A 17,334-nucleotide genomic window follows, 5' to 3' on the forward strand; every position below is an offset into this window, starting at 1 on the left:
TAATAATAAAGAAAACTTAATCAGATGGAGCTTGTAGAATGACTAGTTTTTAGCGAAAGGATGGTTGCTATGGAAAAAATAAAAATAGGAATCGTTTCCGATACCCATGGCATTTTAAGGCCTGAAGTTGTTAAAGAACTGCAAGGAGTAGATAGGATTTTACATGCTGGTGACATTGTTGGTCTGGATATAATTGAAGAGCTAGAGCGAATAGCCCCAGTCTATGCGGTGCGAGGTAATTGTGACCATGGTGAATGGTCAATGAAATTTCCGAAAACGGATTTAATACAACTAGGAGAAGCTAGCATCTACTTATTACATAATTTATACGAAATAGATATTGCACCAGGTGCTGCGGGGGTTAATATAATTATATGTGGACATAGCCATCAGCCAGCCTTTGAAGAAAAAGCAGGAATAGTCTATATTAATCCAGGCAGTTGTGGACCTAGGCGTTTCAGTCTGCCGATTTCCATGGCGATTATGGAGTTAGAATCCAGACAATGCAAGGTGCAGTTTATAAATTTAGAGCGTCCTAAGGATACTAACACATATACTACAGTCTTAGAGTAACCCCCCTTGTACATTATACAAGGGGATTTTTGTCTTGACAGCGTTAGTAGTGCCATGTTAGGATATTAGAAATATACCTGCACTTTATTATGGTAGCAGGCTAAAGTGCTAAAGGGATTAGTAATACCTAACTGGCATTGGAGGAGAGAAACATGGCAAAACCACTTGTGTTTGAAAAACCATTAGGTGTAAGAGATTATCTACCAGGAGAAGTGCGCTGGAAGAAGGAAGTTGAGCGGAGAATAGGGAGCTGTTTAGAATTATGGGGATACCAAGAAATTATTACCCCAGCTTTAGAGTATTTTGATACGATTGGCGGCTGCAGTAATATTTTGCAGCATAGACTTTATAAATTAATTGACCGGAACGGTAAGACTCTAGTTTTACGTCCAGATATGACTACACCAATAGCTAGGGTTGTAGCGTCGTTACTTAAAGATGAACCTCTGCCGATGCGCTTATGCTATAATACATCCATTTATCGGATGCAAGAAAAAGACGCTGGGAAGGATGCTGAATTCTTTCAATCTGGCGTAGAGCTAATTGGTAGTGATGAGCCATATGCAGATGCAGAGGTGGTAGCCTTAGCTGCTGAGGCGCTAAAAGCCGCTGGATTAGATAATTTTAAAATTGCCATAGGAGAGACGTCGTTTCTAGATTCTTTTCTAAATGAGAAAGCACCTGCGTATGTTTCAGAATTAAAGCAAATCTTGATTAAACAAGATTATGTTGGCTGGAGCGAATACGTAAAGTCGCTTTCAATTGATGAAGAGACACGCAAATCATTATTAACGTTACCTAAGCTCCAGGGCGACCGTAGCATGATTGCTAAAGCTCGAACTTTAGTTAAGAACGAGAAAGCAATTAATGCACTAATTTATCTTGATCAGGTATGGGATATTTTGGAGAATTACGATGTATCAAAATATATGCATATAGATTTCACAACCCTTAGAGGTCAGGACTACTATACGGGCATGATTTTCGAGGTGTATGCACCCCCTGTAGGCTTTCCTATTTGTGGCGGTGGACGATATAACGATTTAATTAGTGAGTTTGGTAGAAAGGCTCCTGCAGTCGGTTTTGGTATCTGGGTAGAGCGCCTTATTGAAGCATTGAGTATGGAAGACCAAGCATCTGACACATATCTACTTCTATTTAATCAAGAACAGCAGGCAGAGCTACAGGCCGCTATTGAACAGGCGAAACTATGGCGTCAGCAAGGCTACAAGGTGGAAGTAATAGGCTGTGCAAAGGCTGACTTAGCGTCTGTAATGGAGGCGCGCAAGCAAAATCTACATTATGCTGAGGTTTGGGACTATGATACGTGGAGCGTTAAATCGCCAGCTTCGTTAAAGGGGGAACAGTAACATGGAAAAGCTAGTCGTTGCCCTGCCAAAGGGAAGGATTATGTATGAAGCTATTGAAATGCTTAGAGAATGTGGCTTTTCCTTACCTAAAAACGGCGACTTATCTCGCAAGCTAATCATCGAAGATGAGTCGGCACAGATGACCTTTATTCTGGCTAAACCATCTGATGTTCCCATCTATGTAGAGTACGGGGCCGCCGACCTAGGAGTTGTCGGTAAGGACGTTTTACTAGAGGAAAATCGTGATGTGTATGAATTACTAGACTTAAAAATAGCTGCCTGTAGACTGTGTGTTGCGGGGATGCCTAATACAAAATATCGGATGATTCCTAGAATCGCTACTAAGTTCTCCCGTGTCGCTTCAGATTATTTCCGACAGCAGGGTAAGCAGGTAGAAATTATCAAACTTAATGGCTCAATTGAAATAGCGCCACTCATCGGCTTGGCAGATTGCATCGTAGATATAGTTTCAACGGGTAGAACGCTCAAGGAAAACGGTCTTGTAGAGCTAGAAGAAATTATGCCAATTACCAGTCGTTTGATTGCGAACCGTATGAGCTACCGTATGAAGCATAGCGAGATAACTCATATAGTAGATACCTTAGAGAAAACAATAACCAATAACAATGGTTAAACGATAGCTAATAACAATAGTTAAGGGGGGAACTAAGTGGTAGATATTCAAATACTTGACGCGAAGGACTTTAAATATGAGCGAGATGTAGAGACGGGCACTGAGCAGCAGCTGACAGCCGTTATGAGCATAATAAATGAAGTGAAGACTAAGGGTGACGCAGCGGTTAAAAGTTTAACCAAGCAATTTGACAAAGTAGAGCTTAATGAGCTAAGGGTTTCAGAGGCTGAGATAGAAGCAGCCTACACTAAGCTTGCTCCAGAACTAATTGAAATCATCCGTGATGCAAAAGAAAACATTACAAAATATCATGAAAAACAGAAGCAAAACTCTTGGTTCTCTACGCAAGAAAACGGTACAATACTGGGTCAAAAGGTTACTCCCTTAGATCGCGTAGGCGTATACGTTCCAGGGGGAACTGCAGCATATCCTTCATCAGTGTTAATGAATGTGCTGCCTGCACAAATTGCTGGCGTTAAAGAAATCGTAATGTGTACACCACCAGGGCAGGACGGAATCCCGGCAGCTATACTTGTAGCTGCTAAGGAATGTGGGGTTACGGAAATCTATCGAATTGGTGGAGCACAGGCGGTTGCAGCCATGGCATATGGTACGGAATCAATTGCTAGGGTCGACAAGATAACGGGACCAGGAAACATTTATGTTGCTATAGCCAAGAAAATGGTCTTTGGTGTAGTCGATATTGACATGATTGCTGGACCGAGTGAAATACTAGTTGCCTGTGATGAAAAAGCTACGCCAGCTTATGCAGCAGCAGATATGCTCTCTCAAGCTGAGCACGACGTATTAGCAGCAGCTTATTGTGTTACAACCTCGAGGCAGCAGGCGGAAGAAATTCGCCAGGAGCTTGCTAAACAGCTTCTTGAACTAGATCGGAACGAAATTGCTAAACAATCATTAGAGCAGCAGGGTAAAATTATTATAGTAGCAAATCGCGAAGAATTGCTTGCGGTAATTAACGATATAGCACCAGAGCACCTGGAGATGATGGTTGAAGAACCATTCTCTTACCTTGGAGAAATCAGACATGCTGGCGCAATATTCTTAGGGCCATATAGCTCAGAACCAGTAGGGGACTATTTTGCAGGGCCGAATCATGTATTACCGACAAGTGGTACTGCAAGATTTTCTTCACCGTTATCAGTAGATGATTTCATAAAAAAATCGAGTGTTATCTATTATAGTAAGGAAGCCTTGAAAGCAAATGGCAGAAAGATTGTATCCTTTGCTAATGAAGAGGGCTTAGATGCCCATGGTAAAGCCGTAGCGATACGCTTGGAAATGGAGGGGTTGTAAAATGACAACACGCACCGCAGAACTGACGAGAGAAACGCAAGAAACAAAAATTGCTGTCAAATTAAATATCGATGGTACTGGAAAGAGAGACATCCAGACAGATGTACCATTTATGACACACATGTTAGATTTATGGGCAAAGCACGGGTCTTTCGACTTAGAAATCAAAGGCTTTGGCGATATTGAAATCGACGATCACCATACTACAGAAGACATGGGGATTACATTAGGGCAAGCCTTTAACAAGGCCTTAGGTGATAAAGCAGGTATTAAACGCTATGGTCACGCACTAGTCCCGATGGATGAAGCATTGGCTGAGGTAATTGTTGATTTAAGCAATCGCCCACATTTAGAGTATCGTGCTGAATACCCAACTGATACCGTCGGTAACTTTTCTGTTGAGCTTGTGGAAGAATTTCTGTGGAAATTTGCGCTAGAAGCTCGGATAACCTTACATGTTCGAATTCACTACGGCAAAAATACACATCACATGGTTGAGGGGATTTTCAAAGCCCTAGGACGAGCATTAGATGACGCGACACAACTTGATTCACGGGTACAAGGGGTACTCTCTACGAAGGGAGCATTATAACAGTGATTGCAGTTATTGATTATGGGATGGGCAACTTGCGAAGTGTTACGAAGGCCCTTGAAAAATTAGGCTACGAGCCACAAATTGTCGATAAGCCCGGACAGCTTAAAGACGCGAACGGTGTTATTTTACCAGGAGTAGGAGCCTTTGGGGATGCCATGGAAAACCTCCAAACCCAAAATTTCATTCCAGCTATAAAAGAGTTCATAAACACTGGCAAACCTTTCCTGGGCATTTGCTTAGGTATGCAGCTACTATTTGACAGTAGCAATGAGATGGGAGAGCATCAAGGACTCGGATTAATACCTGGAAAAGTTGTCCGCTTTCAAGGGAACTTTAAAGTTCCACAGATGGGCTGGAATCAACTACAGCTTCATGATGACAATCACTATATATTTAATAATATTAGTACGGGCGGTCATGTATATTTCGTACACTCTTACCATGCTAAAGTGGATAATCCAGACCACGTCCTAGCGACCACTGATTACCATAGCGATGTAACTGCTATTGTTGGAAGAGATAATATCGTTGGTATGCAATTCCACCCTGAGAAAAGTAGTGAGGTTGGGTTGCAACTGTTGAGGAATTTTGGTGAGAGATGTAGCAGCGAATAGCTGGCTATGATATCAATTTACTCGCCAAAGCCTACAGCATTAAGTATTGCTAAGGCTCGGTCTGTCAAAGCTCCAAACTCGCCCTAAGGGGCTCAAACAGGAGGAGCTTAACTTGCCAGAACTTCGTCAAGCACTACTAAATGCTTTCACCAAAGCTCGCTCATCGACACCACAGCCAGCTATTCTGAAGCAAACATAGTATAGTATGAAGCGGATGAATTAAAGTGGGAGGAGTGTGCAGAATGCACTCGCACAAACCGCTCAAACAGGTGAAGCTTTTTGCGGAAATCTTCGCTAAGTAATTTTAGCAAAGCCTCCAGCAAAGTTCACATAGCCGAACACATCCCCCACGCACTACTTAAAGCGGGATGACACAGCCAGCTATTCTGAAGAAGACATAACATATAAGTGGAACGACAGCACATCCAGCTATTCAAAGCAGACATAACATATAAGCGAGACGACACCGTAACCATATATTTTGAAGCAGACATAGTATTGTTATACTAAGTGAGTGGGAATATTTTGATGAGCGACCTATAGCGGAAGGTTGTTTAACATTTCTTAGTGAAGGATTGCCAGAAACTCCAACTGTCTGACCGGAGGGTAGTGTCCGGAGGGAGTTTTGGAGTTTGGCTGTCCGAGCTTAGAAATGTAACAACCGAAAGCAGGGGAGCGAATTAAAATGTTTCTACTCACGTCAATTTAACTTCAATCACTAACTAAATTTTGAGGAGGAACACACATGACCTTTACCATCTACCCAGCCATCGACATGCGCGACGGCAAATGCGTACGACTTTTTAAAGGAGATTTCAATCAGGAGACGGTCTATCACCAAAATCCTGTGGAAGTATATAAGACATGGGTCGAGCAGGGGGCGAAATTTGTTCATGTAGTAGACCTAGACGGAGCTAAGGATGGCAGGCCAGCGCATCTAGAAGTAGCTACAGGGATGGTGCAAGCGGGTATAGAAGACGGGAAGCAAATCCCAATTCAGTACGGTGGCGGCATCCGCTCAATGGAGACGTTAAAGCAAGTTTTAGAAGCTGGTGTTAATCGAGCGATTCTCGGCACTTCAGCTGTTGAAGATAAAGCATTTGTAAAGGAAGCACTTGAAACATATGGTGAGCGGGTAGTCATCGGATTAGACTGTCGCAACGGATATGTGGCAACGAAGGGCTGGTTAGAGACAGCAGAAGTAAAGGCGACTGATGTAGCTAAGGAGCTTAAGGAGTGGGGAGCGAGATTATTTGTCTATACAGATATATCCCGTGACGGTACTTTAACAGGACCTAATATCGAAGAAATGGTACACTTTGCAACGGAGGCTCAGGTTGACGTAATAGCTTCTGGTGGCGTAAGTAATATGCAGGACTTAAAGGATTTAACAGCAGTTAAGGATAAGGGAATTGTTGGCGCTATCGTTGGGAAAGCATTATACACAGATGCGGTCACGCTAAAACAGGTGAAGGAAGAAGGGATCGAATGCTAACGAAACGAATTATTCCTTGCTTAGATGTTAAGGACGGTCGCGTGGTAAAAGGGATCCAGTTTGTTAATCTACGTGATGCAGGAGACCCTGTAGAGCTTGCATCCTTTTATGATAAAGAGGGTGCTGATGAGCTTGTGTTTTTAGATATTTCTGCGTCCCACGAAGGTAGGGCGACAATGATTCAGGTTGTTGAGCGCACGGCGTCGGAGGTATTTATACCTTTTACCGTTGGTGGTGGAATTTCTAATGTAGATGATATTAAACGGATTTTACGTGCAGGCGCAGATAAGGTATCATTAAATACACAGGCGGTATTAAATCCTAGCTTAGTAACAGAGTCAGCCAAGCGCTTTGGAAGCCAATGTATTGTTGTTGCTATTGACGCTCGCTATCGACCAGAGCAGGATGACTTTGAGGTTCTAACACATGGTGGACGCAATCAGACTGAACTAGAGGCAATTGCCTGGGCGAAGGAAGTGGAGCGCCTAGGTGCTGGTGAGATTCTACTTACAAGTATGGATGCCGATGGCTCGAAGGATGGCTTTGATATCGAGTTAACTAAGCGCGTCAGTGATGCTGTTTCAATTCCTGTAATAGCTTCAGGAGGTGCAGGTAATAAGGAGCATTTTGTCGATGTATTTGAACAAACAAATGCTGATGCTGCTTTAGCTGCGTCAATTTTTCATTATAAGGAAACATCTGTGAAAGAGGTAAAGGATTTTCTAAAGGAGAAAGGGGTTATTGTGCGATGAGTCAAGATGTTATGTCGGTCAATTCCTTAGATCTAGCAAATCGTTTACAGGACATTAATTTTCCACAAAAAGACGAAGGCTTACTTCCTGCGATTGTTCAAGATGCAGAGACGAAGGAAGTATTGATGCTTGCCTATGCTAATCGTGAATCACTGCAAAAGACTATTGAAACAAGAACAACATGGTTTTGGAGTCGTAGTCGCAAGGCACTTTGGAATAAAGGGGCAACCTCTGGTAACATTCAGGAGATTGTCGATATCCGCTATGATTGTGATCAAGATACCCTGCTGTTTTTAGTAAACCCTAAGGGTCCAGCTTGTCACACGGGAGAGAATACCTGCTTTTACCGTTCGTTCTTTGATGGATGGCCAAAGCAAGCAGACGATCAAGGTAATGTTGAGACTCCGATTGCATCTAACATGATGGGTAAGAAGCAAAAGCCACCAGTGTTAGATTTCCTATATCAGCTAGAACAATATATTCAGGAGCGCAAGGAGACAAGGCCAGAAGGCTCCTATACCACCTATCTGTTCGATGAAGGTGTAGATAAAATTTTGAAAAAGATTGCTGAAGAGAGCGGCGAGGTTATCATTGCAGCTAAGAATAACAGCACAGAAGAACTAGTGTATGAGTCTGCGGATTTAATGTATCATTTGATTGTTTTGCTGCAAAACCAAGGTATTACCATTGAGCAAATTGTGGATGAGCTTGCAAACAGGCATAAAAAAGATGTATAAAGTTGCATGAAAAACCAGCAGTGTGAAATAGATTTTATTTTATGATATACTATCGGCGTATAGGAATACATACGCTGGTAGTATATTAGTTTTTATGGGAGGCAAATGCTAATGCTAGGCCTTAGCGAAATGGAGGATGATAAATAATGAGTAACAAAATAATTCCTCTCAAGGTGAATTCAAACTTTTTCTTTGAGCGGGCAGTTCGCTGCTTAGACAAAATGAATTATAAAGGTGCAATTAAATATTTCAAGCGTGCTATTGAGCACGATCCGTATAATGCGCTTAATCATTGCAATTTAGCTGGAGTAATGTCAGAGATAGGAGACTACAGGGAAAGTAATAAAATCCTTTTCCACGTTATAAATTATATAGATCGTAAAGCCTATGAATGCTATTTCTATATTGCCAATAATTACGCGAATATGGGTGACTTCGATCGTGCCGCAACATACGCTAATAAGTATCTTGAAGTTGATATTAACGGTGAATTCGCATCAGATGCTGAAGATTTATTAGAGTTTTTCGGTGATGTTGATGATGATGAGGAGTACGACAAAGAAACGATTAACGATGATGTTGCTCAAAGGCTGCTAGAGGAAGGTAAGTTCGAGGAAGCATTAAAGGAGCTTGCAAAAATCCTAGCTGAATATCCAGACTATCACGTTGCCCGAAACAATCTAGCGCTTACATATTTCTATTTAGGGAAAACAGAGGCTGCAATTAAGGAATCGAAAAAGGTTTTAGAAGTCGATTTAGATAATATTCATGCCCGTTGCAACCTAGCAATTTTTTATTATGAACAGCAGCTAGAGGAACTAATGAATGTAGAGCTAAATTATTTAAGGGCAGTAACTCCGCTCTTTGACGACCACATATATAAGCTAGCGTTGACATTAGGTATGCTTGGAGAACATGAACAAGCCTATCGTCATTTCCGAAGAATTATTAGACGAGAAACTGCCAATGATTATCAGGTGTATTTCATGCTTGCCATAGCAGCAGCTAATACAAATCGGCACAAGATTGCATTAAACTATTTAAACAAGGCGCAAAAGCTTGATCCAGGCTCAGATATTCCGAAGTTTTATTATGAGCTAATTAAAAACGCCATTAAACTTAATACAACAGTAAGCAAATTAGGATACTTCTATAATCTGCCCTTTGAAGAGCATCTAAAACGGGTAGAGCTACGATTAGAGAAGAAGGTAACAACAGAGATATTGCAAGATCCTATTGTTAAAATGTCTTTATCCTGGGCTCTAAAACACAGCAATGAAACCACTAAGCTCAACGTAATTCGACTGCTTAGTATTGTCTTTGATGATGAGGTTAAGCGTGAGTTCGACGCCTTTTTACAAAGCCCTGAGGAAAGTGATGAGCTAAAAAAAGTAATCCTAATCCTATTCCATCAGTATGATATTAAGGGTCCTTACGAAGTGGTTTTGAAAAGAAAGAAAACTGAGGTGACCGAAGAGCAGGTTAGCAAGATGTACATAACCTGGAAGCCAGAATGGATTCAAGTGTTAGAGCTGGTTATCGGCACATTAGATGATGATTCAGGAGATAATACAACTCTGGTAGCAGACCTTGAGTCAATTTGGATTGAGTTTCTTAGTAAAAAAGGCACGGATATGCCTAAGAGATTCCATGCTAACAGTTGGGCAGCAGCGTTAGAGTATGCAGTTTTCATGCTGCATGGCTATAGAAAAACGCAAGCGCAAATTGCCAATAAATATAGCATCTCGACTGCAACATTATCGTCAAAATATAAAGAGCTATTAAAAATCTGTAAGCGCTTGCAAAGAAGGTAATTTACCGTAAATTGACAAAGTAGTAGGTGTGAAAAGATGGATAACAAACACATAATAATGGGGACTGCAGGGCACATAGACCATGGAAAAACAACATTGATTCGTGCCCTTACAGGCAAGGAAACAGACTATATTAAGGAGGAGAAGGAGCGGGGGATTTCCATTGATATTGGATTTGCTCCATTCACCTTAAATGATGGTCGAACGATTGGTGTTATTGATGTTCCTGGTCACGAGAAGTTTATCAAAAATATGCTTGCGGGAATTGGTGGCATAGATTTTGTACTACTCATAATTGATGTTAACGAAGGAATTATGCCGCAGACTACGGAGCATTTCCATATCCTGAATCTCTTGGGGATTAAGAAGGGTATCATAGTGTTGACCAAAGCTGATTTAGCAGAAGATGAGTGGGTTGATTTTGTAAAAGAAGAGGTTCGTGAACAGTTCGCGACCACAGCCTTCAAGGATGCGCCGATTGTAGCGGTTTCTGCTACAACTGGACAAGGTATAGATGAATTAAAGCAAGAAATCGCTAAATTAGCAGATACGATAAAAACTAAAGAAACAATTGCAGCCTTTCGCATGCCTATTGATAGAATCTTCTCCATCTCTGGCTTTGGAACGGTAGTAACAGGTACTGCTATTTCTGGTATGGTGAACATTGGAGATAAAATAGAACTGCTACCAGATGGTCAGGAAGGAAGAATTCGTGGTGTCCAGCACCATAGTAGTAAGGTTGAAACAGGCTATGCTGGTCAACGCCTAGCATTAAATATCTCTGGCTTAGAGTCTGCTGAGATTGAGCGTGGCATGGTTGTGGCAGAGCCTAGCATTTTTCAGCCGACTAATAGGATCGATGTAAGAATTCAGATGATAGACCCGTCGCCACGGGAGCTGGCAAATCGCTCGCGGGTAAGGATATATACTGGCAGCAGTGAGGTTTTTGGACGAGTGGTGCTACTAGAATCGGACACGCTCAATTCAGGGCAGGCTGGATTGGCCCAGCTTAAGCTTGAGTCACCAATTGTAGTAGAGCCGAAGGATCGACTAATTATACGCTTTTACTCACCTATGGAAACCATAGCGGGGGGCGTTGTAATAGAGCCACATCCTGCTAAGTTCTACAAGCGATTCCACGAACAAACGCTAAAAGAATTACGCATGAAGGAAAAGGGTGGTCTAGCTGAACGCATACTAGAAAACCTTAAAAACATTGGTGTAGCCAATCTAAAAACATTGACCACTGATGTCAAGGCATCAAGCCCTGATATCGTAGAGAAAGAACTAAAGGGGCTTATAAGTAGTAAACAGGTGCATTTTGTCGAAGCGTTAGCGATGTATATCTTGCGTGCTGAATATCAATACATTTTAAAAACTACGATTAGCTTAATAGAGGCCTATTACAAGCAGCATAAATTCACTCGCTTCGCACCGAAGGGTCAGCTTCATAGTGAAATCGTAGCCGCTACGAAAAAAACAGCATATAAACCGAAGGTATTAGAAGCGATTTGGAACGAACAGGAATTCCAGGAAAGTATAGAATCAGTTGGAGATTCACTTGCATTAAGGGGTTATCAGGTGCAATTAACCGCCGAAGATGAGCAGCTACTGCAGCAGTTAACTAAGATTTACTCAGATGCTGGAATATCGGTTCCAAGTAATAAAGAAGTCCTTGAACGTATACCTGCCTTAAAGTCGGAGCAAAGGCTACTGGATTTGTTGATGTATCTAGTGGAGCAGGATACTTTAGTGTTTGTAGCTGACGGGATGTTCTATCATCGTCAGACAATTGAACATTTAGTTGAGGTTCTGCAAGCACTGTCGGCTAAAAAAGAGAAATTCACAGTCAGTGATTTCCGTGACGAAATAGATTCGTCAAGAAAATATACCGTTGCCTTACTTGAGTACTTTGATCGTGAGAAAATTACACGCAGAGTTGGCGACGAGCGAGTATTACTAAAGAAAAGTTAAAGTTATTTGCTGTATTTATAAAATGTCACAAGTTCTTAACCAGGCTGTAATACTGTTGCAATATATAGGCATTATAATGAGGGTGTCAAAAGAATTTTGACCCCCTTTTTATATATACTTAATTCTTGGCGTGTATCGTAAACACGTCTATTTTTTTGTGTATTTTTAGAACATACTAGAATTTATTAAATTTTAGCAAATTTTCATATCTATTGGATTTTATGGGGAGGTTCGATATATAATAGAGTGACAGGCGGTGATGTTTATGAATTTACTTGTAGTTACGGGAATGTCAGGGGCAGGGAAAACTGTTGCCGTTCAAGCTCTAGAGGATATAGGATACTTCTGTATAGATAATATTCCACCAGTGCTGATTCCGAAATTTGCAGAGCTCGTTGAACAGTCGGAGGGAAAGCTGAAGAAGGTTGCCTTCGTCATTGATTTGCGGAGCCGTGAGTTTTTCCCAAGCTTAATTGCTGCCTTGCGCGATTTAACTTTAGAAGGGAAAATGACGCCACAGGTGTTATTCTTAGATGCTGCAGATGAAGTACTAGTAAAACGTTACAAAGAAACACGACGCAGACACCCCCTTGCACCAGAAGGACAGCTTTTGGAAGGGATTAAAGAAGAGCGTAAGCGACTAAGTGAGATTAAAGGTATTGCAAACTTTATTGTCGACACAACGCAACTGAAGCCACAACAGCTTAAAGAAAAGCTCGCTGGTTTCTTTTCAGATAATGAGAAGCAGGATATGCAGATATCGATTGTTTCCTTTGGTTTTAAACATGGTGTACCAATTGACGCTGACCTCGTTTTTGATGTGCGTTTTTTGCCAAATCCACACTATGTAGATGAGCTTCGTCCATACACTGGTCAGAATCAGGATGTATACAACTATGTAATGCAGTGGCCACAAACACAGGTGTTTTTGGAGAAACTGACTAATCTATTAGAATTTTTATTACCACAATATAAAAAAGAGGGTAAGGCTACACTGATGATTGCTATTGGCTGTACAGGCGGTAGACATCGTTCCGTTGCAACCACTGAATATCTCGCTAATTATCTTAGGGACAAAAACTATCCAGTGCAGATTACCCATCGGGATGGGAATTTATAATGCCTTACGGTAGAACAAAAAAACTGCGGGCGAAACAGCGTACATTCGGAATTCTTTTAGGGATTTGCGGATTGGTTTTAGCTGTCTTAAGTACCGCAATTTTGTTTGAAAACTTAATACTCTCAGAGGAACCATTATGGCTGACAACGGCGGTTGCAGCTATGATTTGTGTTATAGGGATTATTTTAGCTGTATTTGGATTCCTACACTACTACTATGATATACGCTTGCAATTTGCTCAGCGGCCACAGCATACTCCCAGTAAAGTAGTAGCTATTGGTGGTGGTACGGGCCTTTCAATGCTTTTGCGCGGACTAAAGGAGTACGACTTAGACTTAACGGCAATCGTTACAGTAGCTGATGATGGCGGTAGCTCAGGGCGTTTGCGTGACGAATTAGAGATGCTACCACCAGGTGATATTCGTAATGTCTTAGTATCATTGGCTGATACAGAGCCTTTATTAGAAAAGCTCCTACAGCATCGCTTTAATCGTGGTAAGAACCTATCTGGTCATAGTATTGGAAATCTACTCTTAGCAGCCCTGCAGGAAATTACGGGGGATTTTAAATCGGCAATTCGCGAGATGAGCCGAGTATTAGCAGTGAGGGGGCAGGTAATACCAGTTGCCGAAGAGCCTGTTCAGTTAGTTGCCAAGATGAAGGATGGCCGTATCATCCAAGGAGAATCTTCAATTCCCAAGGCCAACGGTGTAATCCAGAAGGTGTTTATAAAGCCTCAAGAAATAGAGGCGACACCAGAGGCTATTAAGGCTATACAAAGTGCAGATATGATAATTGTAGGTCCAGGAAGTCTATACACGAGTGTATTGCCAGCCTTACTCGTTAATGGGATTGCAGCAGAAGTCAGTGCAGCGTCGGCACCTAAGGTTTTTATATGTAATGTGATGACGCAGCCTGGGGAGACAGATAGATATTCTGCCTATGACCATGTGAAGTCCATCTATAACCATGTCGGACATGGTTTGTTTGATACAATTATATGTCATGAAGGTAAGGTTCCTGAAACAATAACGAAGAAGTACGATGCCCAGGGAGCAGAGCCAGTTGAACTTCAGATAGAAAAGTTAAAACGACTTGGCCTTGAAGTAATAGCAGAGGATTTAAGTATTAGTCACACCTATTTCAGGCATGATTCGAAAAAAGTAAGTAGATTAATCCTGAAGCTATTGGCTAACAGAAGTGAACAAATTCAAGGGGAAGTAGTTATCCAGACTTCAAGTACTGAGCATAGTTAGAGAAAGTGGTGTGAAATGAAATGTCATTTGCTGCACATACGAAAAAAGAATTAACATTCATAAAAGCAAGCGATTGCTGTAAAAAATCGGAATTATCTGCCCTAGTTCGAATGAACGGTAGTATCGGTCTTGGCCAGAAACGCATGTATGTAGATGTAAAGACGGAGAATGCAGCCATTGCTAGGCGTATATATTCTCTCTGTAAAGAGCTGTTTGAGATAACACCTGAGCTACTAGTGCGAAAAAAAATGCGCTTAAAGAAAAATAACACATATATCGTACGAATTACCGAAAACGCTAGAAATATTTTACAAGAATTATATATTGTAGATGAGTCTATGCAGCCAGTAGAAAAGATCCATTCTACATTAGTAAAGAAAAAATGCTGTAAGAAGGCATACCTACGAGGGGCTTTTTTAGCTGGTGGATCAGTTAATAATCCAGAACGAGCGTCATATCATCTAGAAATAGCATCGGGATACCAGGGGCATTGCACTGAGCTGTCCGAGCTGGCCAACTCATTTGGACTCAATGCTAAATGCATTGAACGCAAAAAAGGCTTTGTCCTCTATATTAAGGAAAGCGAACTAATATCTGCATTTATGAGTATCGTCGGTGCCCATCAATCCTTACTTCGCTTTGAAGACATACGAATTATTAAAGATATGCGCAATTCTGTAAACAGACTGGTTAATTGTGAAACTGCAAATTTAAATAAAACGATTAATGCAGCTATGAAGCAAATAGAGAATATTAAGCTTATAGATTCAGTTCTTGGCCTAGAGGAATTGCCAGATAAGCTCCGGGAAATTGCCGAGCTACGCTTACAGCATCCTGATATTAATTTAACGGAATTAGGAGACATGCTTAGTCATAAGGTAAGTAAGTCTGGGGTTAATCATCGCTTGCGAAAGCTTAATGAGATAGCAGACAAGTTAAAAGCGGGTAAGCTTAAGGAGTAAAAAGCTAGAATAAGTAGAAGTAAGAAAAGGTAAGAAAGCTGGAAGAGTAGGTGTTTAATGGTGCGCCCAGAGGGACTTGAACCCCCGCACCTGGCTCCGGAGGCCAGTGCTCTATCCAACTGAGCTATGGGCGCTAGTGAAAAGAACGTGCACATTTCATTATATAATATTCAATAGATTATAGCAAGGAGGTCTAGAGCTTGGAGGGTCAGGAAGTTAGTTATTTTATTGCATTTATTTTCGGTTTTGCAGCGATTACATCTCCTTGTATTTTGCCGTTAATACCAGGTTTCTTATCATTTATAACTGGTGCTACAATTAAAGAAATTCAAGTAGCTGGAGCATCAAAAAATCCTTTTAAACAGAAGGCGTTTTTGTATTCTATTAGCTTCGTTCTAGGTTTTTCCCTAGTATTTATTGTTATGGGATATACTGCAGGGGCAATAGGACAATTTCTGATGAGATATATGCCATATCTAACGACAATCGCTGCATTATTCATATTTTTATTTGGAGTACATATGGCAGGGCTGTTCCGTTTTACGAAGCTAATGGGAACTAAGCGATTAGATATGGGTATGGTTAAGGGTGGCAGTTTTGTTGGCGCATTTCTATTAGGTGTTGCTTTCTCGATTGGCTGGACACCGTGTGTAGGTCCTATTCTAGCTGCTATCCTGATGATGGCTGCGAACGCTGAAACAGCTAGTGGAGGAGCGATGCTGCTTGCCGTATACTCCTTGGGTATGGGTATCCCGTTTATATTAATGGCACTTTTTATTAACGCATTTCAAAAGCAGTTGATGAAAATTGGTAGATACTTACCTTATATAGAAAAGGCCAGTGGTTATTTATTGATGCTAGTTGCTATTGCATTGTATTTCGGCTGGTTAGAGAGATTGACATTACTGCTTCTATAGAAACGAAACCACATAGGAAAACCATATAGGTTCATTTTTTCAAGGCTAGGAATAGGAATCCCAAGCGTGCGAATGCTAACATTAATATTTATATTTTCTTTCTTATAGATATTAAAAATAGCGCTTGGGGGACTTATCATGAAAAAGCTTAGGGTGGCCATCAATGGCTTTGGTAGAATTGGCAGACTTGTGACAAGGATTATTGCTGCGAAAAAGTCTGATGTTATTGAACTTGTAGCTATTAATGATTTAACAGACGTTAGAACACTTGCACATTTGCTAACCTATGATTCCCTTCATGGAACATACGTGGGAAATATCAGTGCTTCTGCTGATAAACACACAATCACAATTGACAATCAACATATTCAAATCTTAAATGAACCAGACCCCGAAAAGCTTCCCTGGAAAAAGTTAGACATTGATTTAGTCGTTGAGGCGACTGGTAGGTTTAAAACTAGAGACCAAATTCAGAAGCAGCTTCACGCAGGAGCTAAAAAAGTAGTTGTCAGTGCTCCGACGGAAGGTGAAGATTTAATGCTAGTAATGGGGGTCAACGAGCAAAAATATGACCCTAGCACCCATCACTTTATTTCAGCATCATCATGTACGACTACCTGCTTAGCACCTGTTGTGAAGGTGCTGCATGAGCAGCTAGGGGTTGCTCGTGGACTAATGACAACAATTCATTCCTATACAAACGACCAGGTTTTACTCGATCTCGCCCATGATGATTTGCGACGGGCCCGTGCCGCAGCAATGTCGATGATTCCAACTAGCACTGGAGCGGCCAAGGCTGTTGGCAAAGTAATCCCAGAGCTAGCAGGGAAGCTTAATGGTATGGCGATGCGTGTACCAACACCTAATGTATCATGTGTGGATATTGTACTAGAGGTTGAACGGGAAACATCTAAAACTAAAATCAACCAAATACTTCAAGAGGCAGCAAGACAAATGGATGATGTGATAGATGTATCTAAGCTACCATTAGTATCGATTGATTACAATGGTAGTCGATTTGCAGCTATTGTGGATGCAGAGTCAACGATGGTACTCGATAAGAATTTAATAAAGCTAATTTTATGGTACGATAACGAGTGGGGATACTCTTATCGTATGGTAGAATTAATATCCTATATTGCGAAACATCGCATCTAAGATTACAATGTAAGATGACACTTTTTATAATTAATGGAGGATGAGG

Annotated in this window: 16 protein-coding genes and 1 tRNA gene; 16 read left to right on the plus strand and 1 reads right to left on the minus strand. The window is 41.2% G+C overall.

Going from position 1 to position 17,334, the window contains the following annotated elements; genetic code table 11:
- Window positions 1-69: 69 nt before the first annotated feature.
- The 14 genes from BHF68_RS04495 to whiA all read left to right on the plus strand — a co-directional run bounded on the left by BHF68_RS04495 (window position 70) and on the right by whiA (window position 15,213).
- On the plus strand, window positions 70-573 hold the full coding sequence (locus tag BHF68_RS04495; RefSeq protein ID WP_069642468.1) for a metallophosphoesterase family protein: 504 nt from the start codon (window positions 70-72) through the stop codon (window positions 571-573).
- Window positions 574-725: 152 nt separating this feature from the next.
- Window positions 726-1,943: an ATP phosphoribosyltransferase regulatory subunit gene (locus BHF68_RS04500; protein ID WP_069642469.1), complete on the plus strand. Its 1,218-nt coding sequence runs from the start codon at window positions 726-728 to the stop codon at window positions 1,941-1,943.
- A gap of 1 nt (window position 1,944) precedes the next feature.
- Entirely contained in the window at window positions 1,945-2,577 is a 633-nt protein-coding gene (hisG, locus tag BHF68_RS04505; protein WP_069642470.1) for an ATP phosphoribosyltransferase, read from the plus strand.
- A gap of 45 nt (window positions 2,578-2,622) precedes the next feature.
- Window positions 2,623-3,894 (plus strand): histidinol dehydrogenase, encoded by a 1,272-nt coding sequence (gene hisD, locus BHF68_RS04510; RefSeq protein ID WP_069642516.1) that lies wholly within the window; start codon window positions 2,623-2,625, stop codon window positions 3,892-3,894.
- 1 nt (window position 3,895) lies between these two features.
- Window positions 3,896-4,486, plus strand: a complete 591-nt coding sequence (gene hisB / locus BHF68_RS04515; RefSeq protein WP_069642471.1) for an imidazoleglycerol-phosphate dehydratase HisB — start codon at window positions 3,896-3,898, stop codon at window positions 4,484-4,486.
- A gap of 2 nt (window positions 4,487-4,488) precedes the next feature.
- Complete coding sequence (gene hisH, locus BHF68_RS04520; RefSeq protein WP_069642472.1) at window positions 4,489-5,103, plus strand: imidazole glycerol phosphate synthase subunit HisH; 615 nt, start codon at window positions 4,489-4,491, stop codon at window positions 5,101-5,103.
- Window positions 5,104-5,848: 745 nt separating this feature from the next.
- The gene (hisA, locus tag BHF68_RS04525) at window positions 5,849-6,598 is read left to right on the plus strand and encodes a 1-(5-phosphoribosyl)-5-[(5-phosphoribosylamino)methylideneamino]imidazole-4-carboxamide isomerase (RefSeq protein ID WP_069642473.1); all 750 of its coding nucleotides are present in this window, start codon (window positions 5,849-5,851) and stop codon (window positions 6,596-6,598) included.
- Entirely contained in the window at window positions 6,592-7,350 is a 759-nt protein-coding gene (hisF, locus tag BHF68_RS04530) for an imidazole glycerol phosphate synthase subunit HisF (RefSeq protein ID WP_069642474.1), read from the plus strand. Before hisA ends, hisF begins: the two co-directional genes overlap by 7 nt.
- Window positions 7,347-8,087, plus strand: coding sequence for a bifunctional phosphoribosyl-AMP cyclohydrolase/phosphoribosyl-ATP diphosphatase HisIE (gene hisIE, locus BHF68_RS04535; protein ID WP_084019207.1), 741 nt, complete (start codon window positions 7,347-7,349; stop codon window positions 8,085-8,087). Before hisF ends, hisIE begins: the two co-directional genes overlap by 4 nt.
- Window positions 8,088-8,233: 146 nt before the next feature.
- Entirely contained in the window at window positions 8,234-9,901 is a 1,668-nt protein-coding gene (locus BHF68_RS04540; protein WP_069642475.1) for a tetratricopeptide repeat protein, read from the plus strand.
- Between the two features lie 36 nt (window positions 9,902-9,937).
- Window positions 9,938-11,875 (plus strand): selenocysteine-specific translation elongation factor, encoded by a 1,938-nt coding sequence (selB, locus tag BHF68_RS04545; RefSeq protein WP_069642476.1) that lies wholly within the window; start codon window positions 9,938-9,940, stop codon window positions 11,873-11,875.
- Between the two features lie 265 nt (window positions 11,876-12,140).
- On the plus strand, window positions 12,141-12,995 hold the full coding sequence (rapZ, locus tag BHF68_RS04550) for an RNase adapter RapZ (protein ID WP_245669634.1): 855 nt from the start codon (window positions 12,141-12,143) through the stop codon (window positions 12,993-12,995).
- Window positions 12,995-14,251, plus strand: coding sequence for a gluconeogenesis factor YvcK family protein (locus BHF68_RS04555; RefSeq protein ID WP_301553597.1), 1,257 nt, complete (start codon window positions 12,995-12,997; stop codon window positions 14,249-14,251). The genes rapZ and BHF68_RS04555 overlap by 1 nt, the downstream gene beginning before the upstream one ends.
- Window positions 14,252-14,271: 20 nt before the next feature.
- Window positions 14,272-15,213, plus strand: a complete 942-nt coding sequence (gene whiA / locus BHF68_RS04560; RefSeq protein ID WP_069642478.1) for a DNA-binding protein WhiA — start codon at window positions 14,272-14,274, stop codon at window positions 15,211-15,213.
- Window positions 15,214-15,271: 58 nt separating this feature from the next.
- Here whiA and BHF68_RS04565 read toward each other — a convergent pair.
- A tRNA-Arg gene (locus BHF68_RS04565) sits at window positions 15,272-15,347 on the minus strand.
- 66 nt (window positions 15,348-15,413) lie between these two features.
- Between BHF68_RS04565 and BHF68_RS04570 the strand changes: the two genes are divergently transcribed.
- Entirely contained in the window at window positions 15,414-16,130 is a 717-nt protein-coding gene (locus BHF68_RS04570; RefSeq protein ID WP_069642479.1) for a cytochrome c biogenesis CcdA family protein, read from the plus strand.
- Between the two features lie 138 nt (window positions 16,131-16,268).
- Entirely contained in the window at window positions 16,269-17,288 is a 1,020-nt protein-coding gene (gene gap / locus BHF68_RS04575; RefSeq protein WP_069642480.1) for a type I glyceraldehyde-3-phosphate dehydrogenase, read from the plus strand.
- The last annotated feature ends 46 nt before the right edge of the window (window positions 17,289-17,334 follow it).

The sequence above is a fragment of the Desulfuribacillus alkaliarsenatis genome, from assembly GCF_001730225.1.
Classification (GTDB): domain Bacteria; phylum Bacillota; class Bacilli; order Desulfuribacillales; family Desulfuribacillaceae; genus Desulfuribacillus; species Desulfuribacillus alkaliarsenatis.

Excerpts from the sequence above, each read along its gene's own strand:
- gap (WP_069642480.1), top strand. The coding sequence starts at position 16,269 with ATGAAAAAGCTTAGGGTGGCCATCAATGGCTTTGGTAGAATTGGCAGA.
- hisF (WP_069642474.1), top strand. The coding sequence starts at position 6,592 with ATGCTAACGAAACGAATTATTCCTTGCTTAGATGTTAAGGACGGTCGC.
- selB (WP_069642476.1), top strand. The coding sequence starts at position 9,938 with ATGGATAACAAACACATAATAATGGGGACTGCAGGGCACATAGACCAT.
- BHF68_RS04555 (WP_301553597.1), top strand. The coding sequence starts at position 12,995 with ATGCCTTACGGTAGAACAAAAAAACTGCGGGCGAAACAGCGTACATTC.
- hisA (WP_069642473.1), top strand. The coding sequence starts at position 5,849 with ATGACCTTTACCATCTACCCAGCCATCGACATGCGCGACGGCAAATGC.
- BHF68_RS04495 (WP_069642468.1), top strand. The coding sequence starts at position 70 with ATGGAAAAAATAAAAATAGGAATCGTTTCCGATACCCATGGCATTTTA.
- rapZ (WP_245669634.1), top strand. The coding sequence starts at position 12,141 with ATGAATTTACTTGTAGTTACGGGAATGTCAGGGGCAGGGAAAACTGTT.
- BHF68_RS04500 (WP_069642469.1), top strand. The coding sequence starts at position 726 with ATGGCAAAACCACTTGTGTTTGAAAAACCATTAGGTGTAAGAGATTAT.
- whiA (WP_069642478.1), top strand. The coding sequence starts at position 14,272 with ATGTCATTTGCTGCACATACGAAAAAAGAATTAACATTCATAAAAGCA.
- hisB (WP_069642471.1), top strand. The coding sequence starts at position 3,896 with ATGACAACACGCACCGCAGAACTGACGAGAGAAACGCAAGAAACAAAA.
- hisG (WP_069642470.1), top strand. The coding sequence starts at position 1,945 with ATGGAAAAGCTAGTCGTTGCCCTGCCAAAGGGAAGGATTATGTATGAA.
- hisIE (WP_084019207.1), top strand. The coding sequence starts at position 7,347 with ATGAGTCAAGATGTTATGTCGGTCAATTCCTTAGATCTAGCAAATCGT.
- BHF68_RS04540 (WP_069642475.1), top strand. The coding sequence starts at position 8,234 with ATGAGTAACAAAATAATTCCTCTCAAGGTGAATTCAAACTTTTTCTTT.